This is a genomic window from Aeromonas sp. FDAARGOS 1416 (genome assembly GCF_019048085.1).
Taxonomy (GTDB): domain Bacteria; phylum Pseudomonadota; class Gammaproteobacteria; order Enterobacterales; family Aeromonadaceae; genus Aeromonas; species Aeromonas veronii.
On record NZ_CP077301.1, the window covers coordinates 500,995 to 519,931 of the forward strand.

Sequence of the window (18,937 nt, forward strand, 5' to 3'; positions counted from 1 at the left end):
TGAGCCGAAGGCTCTCAGGGAACCACTACCCGGCTCTCGCCGCCGCCGAGTGCTTCGACCCTGATCTGCACGCCAATCCGCTCCACCAGCGTCTGGACGTGGGAGATGACCCCGATCTGGCGACCGGCGGCTTGGAGAGAGTCGAGGCTGGCGAGCGCCAGATCCAGACTGTCCGGATCCAGGGTGCCAAACCCTTCGTCGATAAACAGCGACTCGACCTGGGTCTGCCGTGACGAGAGGCTGGAGAGGGCCAGCGCCAGTGCCAGCGACACCAGAAAACTCTCGCCGCCGGAGAGGGAGTCCACCGAACGCACCTCGTCCCCCATATCGAGATCCACCACCTGCAGCGCCAGATCGGTGCCGGGTACCCGCTCCAGTCGGTAGCGCGGCGACAGCTCGGCGAGCTGGGCGTTGGCCTCCAGCAGCAGACGCTCGAGGGTGAGGCTCTGGGCGAAGGTGCGGAACTTGGCGCCGTTGGCCTGCCCAATCAGATCGCACAGCTGCTGCCAGTGGTCGGCCACCGCCTGCTGGGCGGCCAGCTCCTGTTGCAGGCTGCCTGCCTTGAGAGCGGCGGCTTCGGCCTGTGCCAGCTTGCTCTTGCACTCGAACAGCTGCTCTTCAAGGGCGCGACAACGGGCATCGAGTGCCGCCAGTTGGTCGCTCAGCTCTGCATCCGGCAGGGCGGCCAGCTCGGGGTGATGTTCCCGATAGCGATCCCGTTTGCTCTCCTCCAGCGCCAGCGCCCGTTGCCGCTCGGCAAGGCGGGTGCGCGCCTCGCCAACCGCATCCTCCAGCCCTTGCAGGGCAGTGCGGCGAGCCTTGAGTTCATCGGGGGTGATGGCGAGCAGGCGGCGAAGGTCATATTCGGCGATGCTGAGGGTACTGGCGTGGGCAGCCCAGCGGCCCAGCACCTCCCGTTTGCGGCGGCTGCTCACCTGCTTCTCCTGCTCCACATGGGTGAGACGGGTCTTGAGCTCGGTCTGCCGCTCGCGCAGGGCGCGGGCGCTCTGTTGCATCGCCTCCAGTTCGCTGGCGAGCTGCTGCAGTCGTTGCTGCCAGCGGCTCTCGACCTGCGGGATCTCCTCGCCATTCAGACAGGCGGCGCGGCTGGTGAGCAGCCCCTGCCGCTGCTGTTCGTGCTCCTTGTAGTCCCGCTCCAGCTTGTGCAGCAGCTTGCGCTGGGTCTGCAGGCGTGCCTCCTGCGCACTCAGTGCCGGGGTGAGGCTTGCGATCTCGCTGGCCAGCCGCTCCCACTCGCTCTGGCCGTGCAGCCAGGCTTCGCAGGCCTGCTGCCACTCGTGCCACTGTTGGCTGCCGAGCCACTGGCGCCAGGGTTGGCCAGCCATCTGCTCATCGAGACGGTTGCCCCCCTGTTCGAGGCGCTGGCGCAGGGTCGCTTCCTGCTCGCCCATTGCCTTCACTTCTCCTTCCAGCGCGATGCGCTGGCGATCGGCCTCCTGCCACTGCTGGTCAAACTGCTGGTGCTGGGCAGCCAACTGGCTAAGTTGCTGACGCACTCCCTGCAGCTGTTGTTGGCCAAGCTGGGCCTGACGCAGCTGCTGCTGGCTTTGGGCCAACCCCTGTTCCAGCGCTTGGCCACGGCCAAGCAGGGTGCTCATCAGCTCGTTCCACTCAATGGGGCTTTGGCGCAGCGGCAGCGGATGGCCAAGCAGGGTATCGCCCCCCAGCTGTTGCCAGCGCTGGGTCAGCTGCTCGGCGCGGGCTTCCAGCTCCGGCAGATGTTGCTGACGCACCGCCAGCTGGCGGGCCAGCTCCTGACGCTCGCTCTCGCACTGAATGTATTGATGGTTGAGCCGCTCCCACTCCAGCTCCAGACTGCGGGTCCGTTCCGCCAGTTGACCAAGAATGCCGGCCACCTGTGGCTGGCTCTGGCTGTAGGGGTGCTCCCCAGAACCGCACAGCGGGCAAGGTTCGCCATCGCTCAGGATATGGCGATACTGCTCGAAGCTGGCGATGGCGCGGGACTGCTCCAGCGCATGGCGCGCTTCATCCCGCTGCAGGGCGAGCCGCTCGCGGGCGGGGGCCAGCTCTTCGCCAAGGGTGGCGAGCTTGCCCAGCGCTTGCTCCAGCTGGGCAATCTCCTGCTGCAAGCGGCCATGCTGTTCGCCGTGGTTGCGGCCATAATCGGCCAGCTCCAGCAGCTGGCGCAGCTGACCCAGCTGTTCGGTTTGCTGCTGCCACTGCTCCTGCGCCTTGGCGAGGCGGCTCTCCCACTGCTGCTCCTGCAGCTCGTTCTGTTGCTGTTGCAGCCGAGCTTGTTCATGTTGCCAGTAGTCGCGCTCTTGCTGGCCTTGCTCCAGCTGGCGCTGCAACTGTTGCAGGGCGCGCAGCTTGTGATCCCGCAGGGTGAGCAGCTGTTGCAGCTTGTCGGCATCCTCGGCCCAATCTTGCATGGCGGTGAGCAGGGGTTGCCACTGACGGGCCACCGGTGCCAGCTCCTTGTGCTCTTCGAGCCAAAGGCCCCACTGCTGGTGCTGCTGCTTGAGCAGTTCTACCTGTCGGCTCTGCTCGCGCCAGCCCTGCTCCAGCGTGAGTTGCACTTCTCGCTCCTGTGCCCCCTCCTGCTGGATCTTCTGCAACTGCTGCACTTTTTCCCGGATGCGGGTATCGAGCTCCTGCGCCCGCTTGAGTTCGGGTTGCAGGGCGCCCCATTCCCGCTCGGCGGCGATCTTCTCCGCCAGCAACTGCTGTTCGGTCAGCGCGCTCTGCTGGGTCTGCTCCTCGAGCTTGGCCAGCTCCGGCCCAAGCTCGGCGATCACCTTCTCCTGCTGCTGCACTTCCAAAGTGAGGCGGGCCAGCTCGTCGTGATCGGCGCGGGCCACCTGGGCCTGTTCGGCACGGGCAAACTCCTCGCGCTCGGGGGCCGCAGCGCCGTGGGCCTGCAGGGCGGCATCGAGCGCCGCCTGCCCCTCGGCGCAGCCCTGCAGCTGGGCGGCAATGCGGCTATTGAGGTCGCGCAAGTCCTGCATCAGCTGCTGCTGTTGCTGCTCGTGCTTGAGGGTGGTGGAGAGGCTTACCTGCTGACTTACCCAATGCTCGCGGGTCGCTTCGTCCATCAGCGCCACGTCGCCGAGGCGCTGGGCGATGGTGGCCAGCTTCTGCTGCTCCTCCCGCGCCCGTTCATAGGTCTGGATGGAGATGGCGGAGTAGAGCTCGGTGCCGGTCATCCGTTCGAGCAGGGCGGAGCGCTCGTTGGCGTCCGATTTGAGGAAGGCGGCAAACTCCCCCTGCGGCAGGATCACCGCACGGCGGAACTGCTCCCAGGAGAGACCCACCAGCTCGTCAATGCGATCCTGCAGCTCCCGCTTGCTGCCGGAGAAGACCTGCCCGGACTCCACATCGGTCAGGGTTCGCTCTTGTGCCTGAAAACGCCCCTCCGAGCGGTTGCGCGCCCGGCGCACCGCCCAGCGGGCCAGCCAAATGCGGCCATCACAGCCGCGAAACTGCACCTCGGCAAAGCCGCTGGCGTGACCGCGGCTGAGGATATTTTTAACGTCATTCGCTGTTAATTTTTCTTTTTCGTCTTCATCGGCACGACCAATTTTTTCGACATTCTGACGCATTCCCATCAAACGCGGCATCCTGTCGTAGAGGGCCAGACAAATGGCGTCGAGCAATGTGCTCTTGCCGGCGCCGGTATTGCCGGTGATGGCAAACAGGCCGGCAGCGCCGAGCGCCCCCCTGGTAAAGTCGATGGTGAAGGTGCCGGTCAGACTGGCCAGATTCTCACCAGACAGAGACAAGATTTTCATTGGTTTGACTCCTTCACCTGCTCCAGGATCTCTTCAAACGAGGCAACCAGCCCAGCCTCGGGCTCCCCTTCAAACTGGCGCTGATAGCAGAGGCGAAACACCTCGGTGGGGGAGAGCTCATCGAGCCTGCGCCGCTCGCGACCATCGGCCAGCCCTTCGCCCGAGCCCTGATACTGGGTGCTGATGCGGGCCAGGCGTACCGGCTTGTCTGCGATGGCCGCCAGAATCCGTTCGCGGATGCGGGCCTCGGGCTTGGGCAGCAGCAGCCGCACTTCGAGGAAAGGTTGTGCCTCTTGTGGACAATCAGGCAGTTCGAGCGATGCGATGGCGTTCAGCGCGTCGTCGAGGGTGCTCTGGGGCAGGCGGATCATCTCCACCGCGCGGGGCACCGGGATCCGCTCCAGCCCAGCCAGTTTCCCCTCCGCAAAGGTCACTTCCAGCACCTGATGGTTGTAGTTCGCTTCGGCAAGCGAGAGCGGTAGTGGCGAGCCGCTGTAGTGCACCCCCTCGGCCGGGCTCTGGGCCAGATGGAGGTGACCGAGCGCCGTGTAGTCGGCTGCGGCAAAGAGTTCGGCAGGCAGGGCATGCTGGTTGCCGCCGAGCACCCGCCGCTCCGACAGCTCGGAGAGCTGGCCCGCCGCCAGATAGGCGTGGCCCATGGCGATGAGTGGCAGATCCTCCCCGCAGCGAGCGCGCCCTTCGGCCAGCACCTCGGCATAGACCTGCCGTACCCCTTCGATCAGCCTGTCCTGCCCTTCTGCCAACTGCTCCACCCGCAGATCGCTGCTGCGCAGGAACGGCACGGCGGCGCACCAGGCGGCAATGTTGCCCTCCCGGTCTTGCAGCGGTACCAGCAGACGGTCGGTCTCGAGCTTGCCCTCACTGTCGCGGCTGATGCTGCCCACCAGGTGCAGATCAAAGGCGCGCAGCAGCTCGTGGGGGGCATCGAGCTTGGAGGGGGAGTCGTGGTTGCCGCCGATCAGCACCATGTTGAGGCGGGGCATCTCGGCGCGCAGCCGCGCCAGAAAACGGTAGAGTTGCTGCCAGGCGCTGGCGGGGGGATTTGCGGTATCAAACAGATCGCCCGCTACCAGCAGGGCGTCGATCTCGCGCGCCTTGAGAGTGTCGCTCAGCCAGTCGAGAAAGGCATCGTGTTCAAAACGGCGGTCATGACCATGAAGTTGGTGGCCAAGGTGCCAATCGGCGGTATGGAGGATTTTCATTGGAAAGCAGCCCGGTTGCAGGGACGGTGCCTGTGGCACCCGATGGAGACAAGATGAGGATGCCCCGTGCTTTTTTCAAGTAAAACAGGGGGCTGGCATCGATTCAAGCGGGTTCGCAGCACATCCGGTATTGGGGGTGGCCGGTAAGGGGGTCGGACTCCTCGGCCTCGATGACAAAACCGTGGCGGCGATAGAAACGCACCGCCTGATCATTCTCGACAAAGACCCGGGCGTGGAGCGACGCCCCCTGACGCTTGGCCTCCTGCAGCAGGGCGTGGCCGACGCCGCGGCCCTGACGGTCGGGGCGCACGAAGAGTGCGGCGAGATAGTTGTCCACCAGTGCCATGAAACCGAGCAGATCGCCACGCTCCTCGAACACCCAGATGGCGGCGCGATCGAGATAGCGGGTACGCAGATCCTCCTGGGCCTGCCACCAGCAGGAGGCATCGACGAAATCGTGGGCCTGCAGGGAGGCCAGCAACCAGATTTCGACGATCTCTTCCATGTCTTCCGGGCGACTGGGCCGCAACATACCTTCATCCTTATTAACAATTTACTTTCGCAGTCTAGGAGAACTTGATGAACAAACAGGTGACATAAATGAGACCCTGTGAGGTCGATCGCCCTTTATTTAGCGAGAATGATTGGCTGATCACAAAGCGCCTCTCTAGTACAATGCCCGCCGGACAATCTAGAGACCGAGGACGCCATGTGGTTTAAAAACCTGCAGATTTATCGCTTTACCCGCCCCTTTGACCTGACCGTGGATCAGCTGGAAACCCAGCTGGAAGCCTGTGCCTTCACCCCTTGCGGCAGTCAGGACATCTCCCGTTTCGGGTGGGTCAAGCCCCTTGGCAAATTCGGCTCAACCCTGACCCACTCTGCTTCCGGCCACATCCTCATCTGCGCCCGCAAAGAGGAGAAGATGCTGCCCGGTACCGTGGTCAAGGAGATGCTGGCCGAGAAGGTAGAGGCGATCGAGTTCGAACAGGGACGCGCCCTCAAGAAGAAAGAGAAGGAGGCGTTGAAAGAGGAGATCCTCCACACTCTGCTGCCCCGTGCCTTCAGTCGTACCAGCCAGACCTTCGCCTGGATCAATCCGGCCGACAATTTGATGGTGGTGGACGCAGGTTCTACCAAGAAGGCGGATGATCTGCTGGCACTGTTGCGCAAATCCATCGGCTCCCTGCCGGTGGTGCCGGTGGCTCTCAAGAACCCGCCCGAGATCACCATGACCGAGTGGTTGAACGAGGGCAATCTGCCCGCTTCCTTCACTCTGGAAGATGAAGCCGAGCTGCGCAGTGCCATGGAGCACGGCGGTATCATCCGATGCAAGCAGCAGGATCTGATGACGGATGAAATCAAGAACCACCTGGCCAATGACAAGCTGGTGACCAAGCTGGCCCTTAACTGGGGCGAGACCGTCAGCTTCGTGCTGGGGGATGATCTCTCCATCAAGCGCCTGAAATTCAGCGAAGAGCTGCGCGAGCAGAACGACGACGTCACCAGCGAAGATCCTGCCGCCCGTCTGGATGCCGACTTCGCGCTGGTCACCGCCGAGCTGTCCCAGTTTATCCCGGCGCTGTTTGCCGCCCTGGGTGGCGAAGAGCAGTCCATCTAACCGGACATGCGCCTGTTTGGCCTCTGCCATCCCATCGTAAAAGCCGCCTTCGGGCGGTTTTTTTATATCTATTGCGGATTGCCATTATTGATAGATGAGTAAGATATTGATCTGGTTCAATAACTTGAGCTGTCAGCGCCAATCGTGACATAGTCCCTCTTCATGGTCATAAAACAGACAAGGAGAGTGTCATGTTGCGCAAACCTCTGGGGCTGGCTGTCGCCCTTGCCCTGCTGGCCGGTTGTGCCAGTGACAACGGCTTTCACTACACCCCGCCAGCCCAGACCCTGATCGCACCCGAAGCCGCCAGTGGCTGGACCGACAAACAGGGCTGGCAGGGCCATGACTTCATGGTGGCGGCCGCCAACCCGCTGGCGGTGGATGCGGGCTACCAGATCATCAAGGCCGGTGGCAGTGCCGTCGATGCCGCCATTGCGGTGCAGCTGGTGCTGACGCTGGTAGAGCCGCAATCTTCCGGGATCGGTGGCGGGACGCTGCTGCTGGTGTGGGATGGCCACAAGGTGAGTGCGGTGGATGGCCGCGAGACGGCGCCGGCTGCCGCCACCGACCAGCTGTTTATGCAAGATGGCAAGCCGCTGGCGTTTTATGACGGGGTGGTCGGGGGTCGCTCGGTCGGCGTTCCCGGCACCCTGCGCGCTCTGGCACTGGCCCATCAGCGTTATGGCAAGCTGCCCTGGGCTGCGCTGTTCGAGCCCGCCATCACGCTGGCAGAACAAGGATTTGTGATAAGTCCACGGCTGGCCACATTGCTGGCCAAGGATCCCTATCTGGCACGGGATCCGCAGGCGCGAGCCTACTTCTATCAGGCGGATGGCAGCCCCAAAACGGCGGGCACCCGGCTGACCAACCCGGCGCTGGCCAGGGTGCTGCGCACTCTGGCCACAGAGGGGGCGGATGCCTTCTATCGGGGGACGCTGGCGGATGCCATGGTGGCCAAGGTACGCCAGCATCCCACCAATCCCGGAGTACTGGCGGCCACCGATCTGGCCAGCTATCAGGCCAAACTGCGGGATGGCCTCTGCTTTGACTATCGCCAGAGCAAGATCTGCGGCTTTCCCACTCCCTCGTCCGGCACCCTGGCGCTCGGCCAGATCTTCGGCATGCTGGAGAGCCGCGATATGGCAGCCCTCAAGCCGATCACCACCAAGGAGGGGGGACTGGCTGCCTCCAGTGAGGCTATCCATCTCTACAGTGAAGCGGCGCGTCTGGCCTTCGCCGATCGCAACCAGTACGTCGCCGACAGCGATTTTGTCAGCGTGCCGGTGCAGGGGTTGTTGGACAAGGGCTATCTGGCCGAGCGCGGCAAGCTTGTCGGTCAGCACTCCATGGGGATTGCCAAGCCCGGTACGCCGCCACTGGCGCTGGCGCGCGGCAAGGATGCGACTCCGGAACTCCCCTCTACCAGCCATGTCTCGATTGTCGACAAGGCGGGGATGGCTATCTCCATGACCAGCTCCATCGAGGATGGTTTCGGATCGCGTCAGATGGTCAACGGCTACCTGCTCAACAACCAGCTCACCGATTTCTCCTTCACCTCGGTGGATGCTGCCGGTCTGCCGGTGGCAAATCGGGTGGAGCCGGGCAAGCGGCCCCGCTCCTCCATGTCACCCCTGCTGGTGTTTGACAAACCAAGCGGCGAGCTGACCATGACCCTGGGCTCGCCGGGGGGCTCCGCCATCATCAACTACGTGGGCAAGACCCTGCTCGGCACCCAGGATTGGGGCCTGAACCTGCAACAGGCCATCAACCTGCCCAACTTTGGCAGCCGCAACGGCCCCACCGAGCTGGAAGCGGGACGCACCCCCCTGTCGGTGGTCGAGGGATTGAAGGCGAGGGGACATGAGGTGGTACTGAACGAGCAGACCTCCGGCCTGCAGGGGGTTGAGCGCAACACTGGCGGCTGGTTTGGCGCAGCGGATCCGCGTCGGGAAGGGATCGCCAAGGGGGAGTGAGGTTCCCATAACAACAAGGCCAGCATAATGCTGGCCTTGTTGCTGATGGTGCGTTTACTGGATGCCCAGCAGCTCCACGTCGAAGATCAGGACTGATCCCGGCGGGATTTTGCCAGCGGCACGGTCGCCGTAGGCGAGGTTGGCGGGGATGTAGAAACGGGTCTTCTCACCTTCCACCATCAGCTGTACCCCTTCGGTCCAGCCTGCAATCACCTGATTGAGGCCAAATTCGATGGGCTCGCCACGGGCGACCGAGCTGTCAAAGACGGTGCCATCCAGCAGTTTGCCCTCGTAGTGCACCTTCACCTTGCTGGTGGCGGTGGGGTGAACGGTGCCGGTACCCGGGGTCAGCACTTCGTACTGCAGGCCGGAGGCGGTGGTGGTTACCAGCGGTTTGTCCTTGTTGCTGGCGAGGAACTCGGCGCCAATCCGCACGTTGTCGGCCGCCAGCTTCTTGTTGTTGCTGCTGGAGTAGAAGTAGTAGGCCACACCGGCGATGAGCAGCGCGATCAGTATGAATTTCATCGGTTTTTCCTGTTCCATGACATGTAAAAAGTGCAATGAGGGCGCCATCTTATCGCGCACCGCCCCTGATGGCGAGCCACAGGGCGGGAGGATGTGAGCGGGCAGGCAAAGCCCGGCGAGCTGGACGCAAAAAGGGGCGAGTCAGTGACTCGCCCCTCGTCATAGCGGCGGAGCTTACTTGGCGGCCACCATCATCAGGGCGGGCAGGGCGAAGAAGAGACCTGTCACATAACCCAGAGCCAGCAGCTTGTTCTCGCTGCCGACCCGGGCCAGCCCCTCGGCGGCGCGCACCGGCAGGTCGCGCAGGAAGGGGATGCCATAGATGATGACCACGGCAAAGAGGTTGAACAGCACGTGGACCAGCGCGATGGTCAGGGCCAGCTGGGCACCGGCTCCGCTGATGGCGGTGGCAGCCAGCAGGGCGGTGATGGTGGTACCGATATTGGCCCCCAGGGTGAAGGGGTAGAGCTGACGGGTGCTGAACACGCCGCCGCCGGCCAGCGGGATCATCAGGCTGGTGGTGGTGGAGGAGGACTGCACCATGATGGTCACCAGCGCACCTGAGGTAATGCCGGTCAGCGGGCCACGGCCCAGCGCCTTGTGCAGCACCTCTTTGGCGCGGCCAACCAGTACCTGTTGCAGCACTTTGCCGAGATACGTGACGCAGGCGAGGATCAGCAGGATACCGATGATGATGGTCGCGATGGCGGCGCCCTTGCCCGGCAGGAAGGCAACGGCGCTGTCAATCAGCTGCTGGGCCGGAGCGGTCAGCGGCTTCATGAAATCCATGCCCTTCATCGACATATTGGCGGAGCCTACCAGCAGGTTGGCCAGCCACTCGGCGCTATGTTGCAGCAGGCCGAACATCAGTTCCAGCGGCAGGAAGATGAACACCGCCAGCAGGTTGAAGAAGTCGTGCACGGTGGCGGCGGCGAAAGCGCGGCGGAACTCGGCGCGATCCCGCACATGGCCCATGGAGACAATGGTGTTGGTGATGGTGGTGCCGAGGTTGGCACCCATGACCATGGGGATGGCCATGCTGATGGGCAGGCCGCCAGCCACCAGACCGACGATCACCGAGGTGACGGTGCTGGAAGATTGCACCAGCGCGGTAGCGAGAATACCCAGCAGCAGGGCGACAAAGGGGTTGTTGGCAAAGGCGAAGATCTGGGCTGCGCCCTCGGCGCCGCCGGAGAAATCTTTGAAGCCGTGGGAGATGGCGCCCACGGCAACCAGGATCAGGTAGACCAGTACGATGACACTCATCCAGTTGAACAGGGCGCGGGTCGCGGGCGGCTGTGACAAGGAGTGATGGTGTTGCATAAAGCCTCTTGAGACGGTCGTTCCGTCTTGGGTTGTTGATGACCCGCGCATTTAATCAGTGGTTAATGACAGAAATATGACAACGTGACATTTCGATGATGTTTTTATGACGACGAACTGCGGCGACAGGCGCTGACCGAGCCGGTTGGCTCTGGGGTGGCAAAAGGGGGGACGAAAGCACTGCCGCCTTGTCAGCCGGAATGTGATCGCTACACTGCGCCCCTTTATTGGCAAGCAGGAGTAAACAAGATGATGCGTGCATGGATCCTCTCTCTGTCGCTGGGGCTGCTCTCGGCAGGGGCACAGGCCAGCCTGTTGAAAACCGACTGCAACCTCGACAAGGCCCTCAAAAACGAAGCGGTGAATGCCACTCTGGGAGTCAAGGGCAACTGTGATACCAGCAAGCTGGTGAAGCAGGAGAAAGAGAAGGTGAAAGCTGAGGTGCAAAAAGGCCGCAACGACCTGCTGGGCGAGAAGCGTGCCGACCTCAAGGAGAGCGGCAACGGTATGCAGCAGAAGATGGACAAGGCAAACCAGCAGCTGCACAAGGCGGAGCAGGATGCCAAGACCATCGCTCGCGATCCGCTCAAGGCTGCGGCGACCGCCGTACTGGATAAGCAGTAAGCAGACCGGGCCCAAGCCCGTGTGACCGGCCACAGACCGGCAGCAAAAAGGGGAGCCATGGCTCCCCTTCTGTCTATCCGTTATCCGCAAAGGATCAGGCGTCAGCCGCTTCCTCGTACTGACGGAACGGGATACGGAACACCGCCAGACGCAGGAACAGATAGGTTGCGCCGAGGCCAGCCCAGATCAGGCCCAGCTCCAGCGAGCTTTGCTCCAGGTTGATCCACAGCGCACCGATGGTGGCGGCGCCGAGCAGCGGCATCAACAGGTAGATGAGGTGATCCTTGAGGGTCTTGTTGCGCTTCTCGCGCACCCAGAACTGACCGATCACCGACAGGTTGACGAAGCTGAACGCCACCAGTGCGCCAAAGTTGACCAGCGCCAGTGCGGTATCCAGATCAAACGACACGGCGGAGAGGGCCAGACCGCCCACCATCAGCACGTTGATGGCCGGAGTACGGTATTTCGGGTGGATGTAGCCAAACACCCGCTCCGGGATCATACGATCACGCCCCATCACGTAGAGGATGCGCGACACACCGGCGTGAGCCGCCATGCCGGAAGCCAGTACCGCGACCGTGGTGCAGACCAGCACCACGGACTGGAAGAAGGTGCCGCCAACGTAGAGGGCGATCTCCGGCAGTACCGCATCCGGATGCTGGAAGCGGGCGAGGCTCGGGAAGTAGAGCTGCAGGCAGTAAGAGACCACCACGAAGATGATGCCGCCGATAAGGGCAGTCAGCACGATCGCCTTGGGGATCACCTTGCCGGCGTTCGGGGTCTCTTCGGAGAGGGAGCTCAGACCGTCAAAGCCCAGGAACGAGAAGCAGAGGATGGTCGCACCGGTAAACAGCGGTACCAGCTGTGCTGACTCGAAGTGGAACGGACGGCTGCTCATCAGGGTACCTGCCCCTTCACCGTGGTAGATGCCCCACGCCATCAGGCCGATAAAGAGGGTGATGATGGCCAGCTGGATCACCACGATCAGACCGTTGAAGTTGGCCACCAGATTGATGCCGCGCAGGTTGAGGAAGGTCATCACGGTCACCAGACCGAAGATGAACACCCAGGGCTCGACGCCCGGGAACATGGCGGTCAGGTAGATCTTGGCCAGCAGAATATTGATCATCGGCATGAACATGTAGTCGAGCAGGGATGACCAGCCGACCATGAAACCGACGTAGGGGTTGAACACCTTCTGGGCATAGGTATAGGCAGAGCCCGCAGAGGGGAACTTGCGTACCAGATGTCCGTAGCTGAGAGCGGTGAGCAGGATGCCACCCAGAGCCAGCAGATAGGCGGTGGCGACCCGGCCATCGGTGATGTCACCGACGATGGCGAAGGTGTCGAAGACAGCCATGGGGGTCAGATAGGCCAGACCCATCACAATCACTTGTGTCAGGGTAAGGGTCTTGAGCAGCTTGGCGTTTTGCGATGCCATTACGCTTTCTCCTCAATCAGTGCCGCAGCACGTGCTTGCAACGAGCGCAGGGATACGATGGATTCGCAAGCCTGTACATCAAGGGCGCCGGGGAGGCGCATACCGGGCTGTACCGGCAGGAAAGCATTAAAACGCCCCATTGTTATCCTCTCAACGTCGGGAGATTGTTTGGCAATCTCGAATATCACTTCCGGAAACGTTCCGGCCTCTTGTGGTGGGTTTGTACTGCACTTCAAAAATACAAAAACCGATGTCGCAGTGAACATCGGTCCTTTATTGGCGGCGTATTGTGCATTCGGTCAGCCCCCTTGACAAGCAAAAAAGGGCGGATTAACGCATTTTTTTGCATACGCACGAGGCAGGTAAGTGGTCACTCGCCCCCTGCAGCCGTCCCCGAGCCGCTCCCCCTTTTTCGGGGGGGAAGAGAACCCTGTCGTGGCGTATGAAAAATCGGCAAATCGGGGCTGCAGGGTGCATAGCGCCTCAACATTGATCCTGATCATATTTGCCGGTGTTCCCCCGGGCTCGAGTCCTTCGAGCTTATCGGCTGGTGGGGGATGGGAGGGGGTGAAGTGGAAAAAGAGTGGTTGCATATCCATTCATATTAATGACTGAGGATAAGAGGCGACGCGGCTCGGGCCATGGCACGGTGAGCGGCCCGGCTGGGTAGTTATTTGAAATCAGTCACACTTCCTGCAGAAACCGCATATCTGGCAACCCGTGCTGCTGGCAACCAGCGCACCGCAAAAACAACAAGGAGCCCGCAGGCTCCTTGTTCTCTATCGGTGGGAGGGGGCCAGCGGTTACTGGGCGATCTCCACCTTGTCGGCGGTATGCAGCGGGATGCGGAACACGGTGAGGCGCAGGAACAGGTAGATGGCCCCCAGCGCCGCCCAGATCAGCCCCAGCTCGAAGGAAGAGGGCTCGAGGTTGAGCCACAGTACCCCGATGCAGGCGGCGCCACAGAGCGGCAGCAGCAGGTACATCAGGTGATCCTTGAGACACTTGTTGCGGCCCAGCTTCACATAGAAGTGGGCAATCACCGCCAGGTTGACGAAGGTGAAGGCCACCAGGGCGCCGAAGTTGATCAACGCCAGCGCCATCTCCAGATCCAGCGACACCGCAGAGAGGGCCAGCAGGCCGACCAGCAGCACGTTGAACGCCGGGGTTTGCCACTTCGGATGGATGTAGCCGAAGAAGCGGGCAGGCAGGGCGCGATCACGACCCATCACGTAGAGCAGGCGCGATACACCGGCGTGGGAGGCGAGCCCCGAGGCCAGTACCGCTACTGTGGTGCAGACCAGTACTACCGCCTGGAACAGCTTGCCGCCGACATAGAGGGCGATCTCCGGCAGCACCGCATCCGGATGCTGGAAGCGGGAGATGTCCGGGAAGTAGAGCTGCAGGAAGTAGGAGGTAGTGACGAACAGCACACCGCCGATCAGCGCCGTCAGCACGATGGCGCGGGGGATCACCCGATCCGCGTCCGGGGTCTCTTCCGACAGGGTACTGATGGCGTCAAAGCCGAGGAACGACAGACAGAGGATGGAGGCCCCCATCAGCAGCGGTGACACCTGGATCTGCTCGGAGAAGAAGGGACGGCTGCTGGCCACGGTCCCCAACCCTTCACCGTTGTGAACGCCCCAGGCGATCAGGCCGATGAAGATGGCGATGATGCTGAACTGCATTACCACGATCAGGCTGTTGAAGTTGGCCACCAGCTTGATGCCGCGCAGGTTGAGGGCGGTCATCACCGCCGCCAGACCGAAGATATAGGTCCAGGGCTCTACGTTCGGGAAGAGGGCTTCCAGATAGATCTTGGCCAGCAGCATGTTGATCATCGGCATGAACATGTAGTCGAGCAGGGAGGTCCAGCCCACCATAAAGCCGACATAGGGGTGAAACACCTTCTGGGCATAGGTATAGGCGGAACCGGCTGACGGGAACTTGCGCACCAGATGGCCGTAGCTCAGGGCAGTGAACAGCATGCCGATGAGGGCAAACAGGTAGGCAGTCGGCACATGGCCTTCGGTGATCTCGGTGACGATGCCGAAGGTGTCGAACACCGCCATGGGGGTGAGGTACGCCAGTCCCATAACCACGACCTGCCACAGTTTGAGGGTCTTTTTCAGACCAACCTGCTGGGCCGCCATTATGCATGTTCCTCATGCAGTGCCAGAGTGGCACGGTCCATCAACGAAACCGGGAGAGAGGCCCGGGAATCAAGGGCGCCAGGGCGGCGCACACCGGCCATGGCCGGTTGGAAAGCATTGAGATGCCCCATGTTGTTCCTCACTAGACTTGGTGTCGGGAGACTGCTGCCAATCTCGCTATCTTTTCCGGGGGTGATCCGGCCTCGTTTATGGGTTTGTTCACTGTCTAAAAAAGAACCGATGCCATTGTTTTACATCGGTTCTTTCAGTGGCGGCGCATTGTGCATTTGCAGGGCCCCCTTGACAAGAAAAAAAGGGGGCAAAATTGCATTTATTTGCACAGGTAAGTGGTCACTTTCCTGCTGGTCAGGCCAGCACGGCCTCCAGTGATTTTTCAAGGAGTTGCAACCCCTCGTCAATCACTGCCGCAGGGGCGGTCAGCGGGGCAAGAAAACGGATGACATTTGCGCGCACCCCGCATGAGAGCAGGACCAGACCGCGTTTGCCCGCCTCGGCCACCAGTCGTTTGGTAAGGTCGGGATCGGGCTGGCTGGCATCACGGCGTTTCACCAGCTCCATGGCCACCATGGCACCGGGGCCGCGAATTTGACCTATGCAGTCAAAACGCTCGGCTATGCGTTCCAGCCCCGCCTTGATCTGCTCCCCCTGATCCAGCGCTTTCTGGTTGAGCTGCTCCTCTTCGATCACCTGTAAAACGGCCAGCGCGGCGGCGCAGGCGATGGGCGATCCCGCATAGGTGCCACCGAGTCCCCCCGGCTTGGCCGAGTTCATGATCTCCGCCTTGCCCACCACCGCCGAGAGAGGGAAGCCCCCCGCCAGACTCTTGGCCAGGGTCATGATGTCCGGCTCGATGCCGGCATATTCGGTGGCGAAGGTTTTGCCGGTGCGGCAAAAACCGCTCTGGATCTCGTCGCAGATGAGCAGAATGCCGTGCTGGTCGCAGACGCTGCGCAGCTTCTGCATAAAGCTCGGGGAGGCGGGATAGAAGCCCCCTTCGCCCTGTACCGGCTCGATAATGATGGCGGCAACGCGGGAGGGTTCTATGTCGGCGCTGAAGCAGAGCTCGAGGGCGTGCAGGGCATCCTCTTCACTTACCCCGAGATAATCGGCGGGGAAGGGGATGTGGTAGACCTCCCCCGGGAAGGGGCCAAAGCCGGTCTTGTAGGGCACCACCTTGCCGGTGAGCGCCATTCCCATCATGGTGCGGCCGTGAAAGCCCCCCTTGAAGGCGATGGTGCCGCTGCGGCCGGTGTGGGCGCGGGCAATCTTGATGGCGTTCTCGACCGCCTCGGCGCCGGTGGAGAGAAACAGGGTGCGTTTCGGCGTCGGGCCGGGCACCAGGGCGTTGAGCTTCTCGGCAAGCTCGATATAGCCCGGGTAGGGGGTGACCTGAAAGCAGGTGTGGCTGAATTTTTCCAGTTGATCGCGCACTGCCGCCACCACTTTGGGGTGGTTGTGGCCGGTGTTGAGCACGGCGATGCCGGAGGCAAAGTCGATGTAGCGGTTGCCCTCCACATCCCACAGCTCGGCATTTTGCGCCCGGTCGATAAAGACCGGCAGCAGGGTGCCAACGCCGTTGACCACGGCCGCTTCGCGGCGCGCTTGCCACGCCTTGTTTGATTCTGACTGACTCATCTTTCCTCCCTGAGGGGCCGCAGCCCCCGATATTCCCTGAAAATGTGGCAGGCGTTTTGGCGCCCATCACCGCCGATCAGCCCATCGGGCCAGCTCGGCGGCGCCTTGTCTCTCTGTTGCAGCCTTAGCGAATGGCGCCAAAGCAGAGGTATTTGGTCTCGAGATACTCTTCCAGCCCCTCGGCTGCCCCTTCCCGGCCCAGACCCGACTCCTTGATGCCGCCAAAGGGGGCCAGCTCGGTGGAGATGATCCCCTCGTTGATGCCGACCATGCCGTATTCCAGCTGTTCGGCGACGCGCCACACCCGGGCGATATCGCGGCCATAGAAGTAGGCGGCCAGGCCATAAGGGGTGTCGTTGGCAATGGCGATGGCTTCGGCTTCCGTCTCGAAGCGCACCAGCGGGGCGACCGGGCCGAAGATCTCCTCCTGCAGGATGGGGTTGGTTTTATCCACCTTGCCCAGAATGGTGGGGCGGTAGAAGAGGGGGCCAGCGGGGTGAGCTTCGCCCCCCAGCAGCACTTCGGCACCGGCGGCGACCGATTGCTGGACCAGCTCGGCCACCTTGCTGGCGGCGGCGGGGTTGATGAGCGGGCCGATCTGGGTGCCCTCACTCATGCCATCCCCCACCTTGAAGGCGGCAACGGCGGCAGTCAGCTTCTCGGCGAAGGCGTCATAGACGCTGGCCTGCACCAGAATCCGGTTGGCGCAGACGCAGGTCTGCCCGGCGTTGCGGTATTTGGAGGCGAGCGCCCCTGCCACGGCGGCGTCGAGGTCGGCGTCATCAAAGACGATAAAGGGGGCGTTGCCACCCAGCTCCAGCGACAGCTTTTTCATGGTGTCGGCGCACTGGCGCATCAGTAGCTTGCCGATGCGGGTGGAGCCGGTGAAGGAGAGCTTGCGCACCACCGGATTGCTGCACAGCTCGTTGCCCACCTCGCTCGCCTGATGACTGGTGACGATATTGATGACACCGGCGGGGATGCCCGCCTGCTCGGCAAGCAGCGCCAGTGCCAGCGCGCAGAGCGGCGTTTCTGCGGCAGGCTTGATGACGATAGTGCAACCGGCGGCCAGCGCCGGGCCCGCCTTGCGGGTGATCATGGCAATGGGGAAGTTCCACGGGGTGATGGCTGCGACCACGCCCACCGGCTGCTTGATGGTGGCCAGCCGGCGATCGCCGCTAAAGCCCGGGATGGTGCGGCCATAGGCGCGCTTGCCCTCCTCGGCGAACCACTGGATAAAGCTGGCGCCATAGGTCACCTCGCCCTTGGCCTCGGCCAGCGGCTTGCCCTGCTCGCAGGTCATGATGCGGGCCAGCTCGTCGCTGTGGGCTGTGATGGCGGCAAACCAGGCGTAGAGCTTGTTGCTGCGCTCCTTGGCGGTCAGCGCCGCCCAGGCGGGTTGCGCCGCGTGGGCGGCCGCGATGGCGCGGCGGGTATCCTCGGCATCCATGTCGGGCACCTGGGTAATCACGGCCCCGCTGGCGGGGTTGGTGACCTCGAAGGTGCGGCCGCTGGCGGCCTCGCACCACTGTCCATCTATATAGGCGCGGGATGTGATCAAGCTGGAGTGGGATGTTGTTCCTGACATGAGAAGCCTCGAGTGTGGGTCAGAGCAGCTGGTTGCCGGAGTGAGCCGACCCTTCCTGCGCCGCTGCCGTATAAAATAATAAGCACAGGAAGACCATAATTTGAGCTGAAATGTTTTTCAAGTGTTAAATATATTTGAATTGCTGGGGGGCGCCATGCTAGAAAATGGGCTGTGTAGCGCGCTTTCTCCGGTTCGCTTGCAGGCTGTAAGTGGGCAAACGACCGGCAGATGGTAAATCAGGTGTGCAAAATAATGAACGGCTGTGCTGTGTAACATAGTGAACGGCAAGGGAACGCTGGTCGGCTATTTTAACCAGCAGGGTAAACAGGCTGCGCCTGATCCGATGCGATCACGCGCAAGCAGGAGAGGCTGATGATGCAAGGATGCAGAGATAGCGCAGCAAGAGGAGGCTTGCGGTGAGCGGGCCACAGAGCCGGGAGGGCGTGGCTCGACCGTTGAGTGAGGCTGATGCTGGGGCGCGCACCATGGGGGAACGGCTGGCGGCGGTACGCCATCAGCTGGGGCTCTCCCAGCGGCGGGCGGCCGAGTTGAGCGGCCTGACTCATGGCGCCATCTGCATGATCGAGCAGGACAAGGTGAGCCCCTCGGTCGCCTCCCTGCAAAAGCTGCTCACCATCTACGGCCTGCCGCTGTCGCGCTTCTTCGCCGAGGAGGAGAGCCGCACTCCGGAAGTGGTGATCAAGGCTGATCAGCTGATCGAGCTGGGCAGTCAGGGGGTCTCCCTCAAGCTGGTGCACAACGGCAACAACCGCCGCCAGCTCGGCTTTATGCTGGAGACCTATCCCCCCGGCACCGACACCGGCGGTCAGGTGACCCATCAGGGGGAAGAGGTCGGCACCGTGCTGGAGGGGTCGGTGATCCTGACGGTGGCGGGCCAGAGTTATCAGCTGGAGGCGGGCGACAGCTATGTGATCGACACCGGCGAGCCCCACAGCTTCAGCAATCCGTCGGGGGAGACCTGTCGCATCGTCAGCGCCCACACCCCGGCGAGCTTTTAATCCTGACAGTAGTTTGGC

At 62.4% G+C, this 18,937-nt stretch carries 14 protein-coding genes; 4 read left to right on the plus strand and 10 right to left on the minus strand.

Annotated features, from left to right (window positions below; translation table 11 throughout):
- Positions 1–14: 14 nt before the first annotated feature.
- The 3 genes from I6L46_RS02310 to I6L46_RS02320 form a co-directional block, all read right to left on the minus strand.
- The gene (locus I6L46_RS02310; protein ID WP_216977280.1) at positions 15–3,773 is read right to left on the minus strand and encodes an AAA family ATPase; all 3,759 of its coding nucleotides are present in this window, start codon (positions 3,771–3,773) and stop codon (positions 15–17) included.
- Entirely contained in the window at positions 3,770–4,996 is a 1,227-nt protein-coding gene (locus I6L46_RS02315; RefSeq protein ID WP_216977281.1) for an exonuclease SbcCD subunit D C-terminal domain-containing protein, read from the minus strand. The genes I6L46_RS02310 and I6L46_RS02315 overlap by 4 nt, the downstream gene beginning before the upstream one ends.
- 103 nt (positions 4,997–5,099) lie before the next feature.
- On the minus strand, positions 5,100–5,528 hold the full coding sequence (locus tag I6L46_RS02320) for a GNAT family N-acetyltransferase (RefSeq protein WP_005338252.1): 429 nt from the start codon (positions 5,526–5,528) through the stop codon (positions 5,100–5,102).
- 177 nt (positions 5,529–5,705) lie between these two features.
- Between I6L46_RS02320 and rdgC the strand changes: the two genes are divergently transcribed.
- Positions 5,706–6,617 (plus strand): recombination-associated protein RdgC, encoded by a 912-nt coding sequence (gene rdgC, locus I6L46_RS02325; protein ID WP_216977282.1) that lies wholly within the window; start codon positions 5,706–5,708, stop codon positions 6,615–6,617.
- Positions 6,618–6,808: 191 nt separating this feature from the next.
- A complete protein-coding gene (gene ggt / locus I6L46_RS02330) occupies positions 6,809–8,590 on the plus strand; it encodes a gamma-glutamyltransferase (RefSeq protein WP_216977283.1) in 1,782 nt (593 codons plus the stop codon).
- 54 nt (positions 8,591–8,644) lie between these two features.
- On the opposite strand, the gene I6L46_RS02335 is transcribed toward ggt, so the two are convergent.
- Both I6L46_RS02335 and I6L46_RS02340 read right to left on the minus strand, forming a co-directional pair.
- Entirely contained in the window at positions 8,645–9,115 is a 471-nt protein-coding gene (locus I6L46_RS02335) for an FKBP-type peptidyl-prolyl cis-trans isomerase (RefSeq protein WP_005338245.1), read from the minus strand.
- A 174-nt stretch (positions 9,116–9,289) separates the two neighbouring features.
- Positions 9,290–10,438 carry a sodium:phosphate symporter gene (locus I6L46_RS02340; protein ID WP_005338243.1) on the minus strand — a complete coding sequence of 383 codons (1,149 nt, stop codon included), beginning with the start codon at positions 10,436–10,438 and terminating at the stop codon, positions 9,290–9,292.
- A gap of 249 nt (positions 10,439–10,687) precedes the next feature.
- On the opposite strand from I6L46_RS02340, the gene I6L46_RS02345 reads away from it, so the two are divergent.
- Positions 10,688–11,062 (plus strand): hypothetical protein, encoded by a 375-nt coding sequence (locus tag I6L46_RS02345; RefSeq protein WP_005359057.1) that lies wholly within the window; start codon positions 10,688–10,690, stop codon positions 11,060–11,062.
- Positions 11,063–11,156: 94 nt separating this feature from the next.
- Here I6L46_RS02345 and I6L46_RS02350 read toward each other — a convergent pair whose 3' ends face one another.
- From I6L46_RS02350 to I6L46_RS02370, 5 genes are all read right to left on the minus strand, one after another.
- The gene (locus I6L46_RS02350) at positions 11,157–12,503 is read right to left on the minus strand and encodes an APC family permease (protein ID WP_216977284.1); all 1,347 of its coding nucleotides are present in this window, start codon (positions 12,501–12,503) and stop codon (positions 11,157–11,159) included.
- Positions 12,503–12,769 (minus strand): hypothetical protein, encoded by a 267-nt coding sequence (locus I6L46_RS02355; RefSeq protein ID WP_021230505.1) that lies wholly within the window; start codon positions 12,767–12,769, stop codon positions 12,503–12,505. Before I6L46_RS02355 ends, I6L46_RS02350 begins: the two co-directional genes overlap by 1 nt.
- A 537-nt stretch (positions 12,770–13,306) precedes the next feature.
- Positions 13,307–14,656 (minus strand): APC family permease, encoded by a 1,350-nt coding sequence (locus I6L46_RS02360; RefSeq protein WP_005359067.1) that lies wholly within the window; start codon positions 14,654–14,656, stop codon positions 13,307–13,309.
- A gap of 366 nt (positions 14,657–15,022) precedes the next feature.
- Positions 15,023–16,312: a 4-aminobutyrate--2-oxoglutarate transaminase gene (gabT, locus tag I6L46_RS02365; RefSeq protein ID WP_118854129.1), complete on the minus strand. Its 1,290-nt coding sequence runs from the start codon at positions 16,310–16,312 to the stop codon at positions 15,023–15,025.
- Positions 16,313–16,436: 124 nt separating this feature from the next.
- Positions 16,437–17,900, minus strand: coding sequence for an NAD-dependent succinate-semialdehyde dehydrogenase (locus I6L46_RS02370; RefSeq protein WP_202000731.1), 1,464 nt, complete (start codon positions 17,898–17,900; stop codon positions 16,437–16,439).
- 416 nt (positions 17,901–18,316) lie between these two features.
- Here I6L46_RS02370 and puuR point away from each other — a divergent pair, with 416 nt between their 5' ends.
- Positions 18,317–18,919, plus strand: coding sequence for an HTH-type transcriptional regulator PuuR (gene puuR, locus I6L46_RS02375; RefSeq protein ID WP_216977285.1), 603 nt, complete (start codon positions 18,317–18,319; stop codon positions 18,917–18,919).
- Positions 18,920–18,937: the final 18 nt, after the last annotated feature.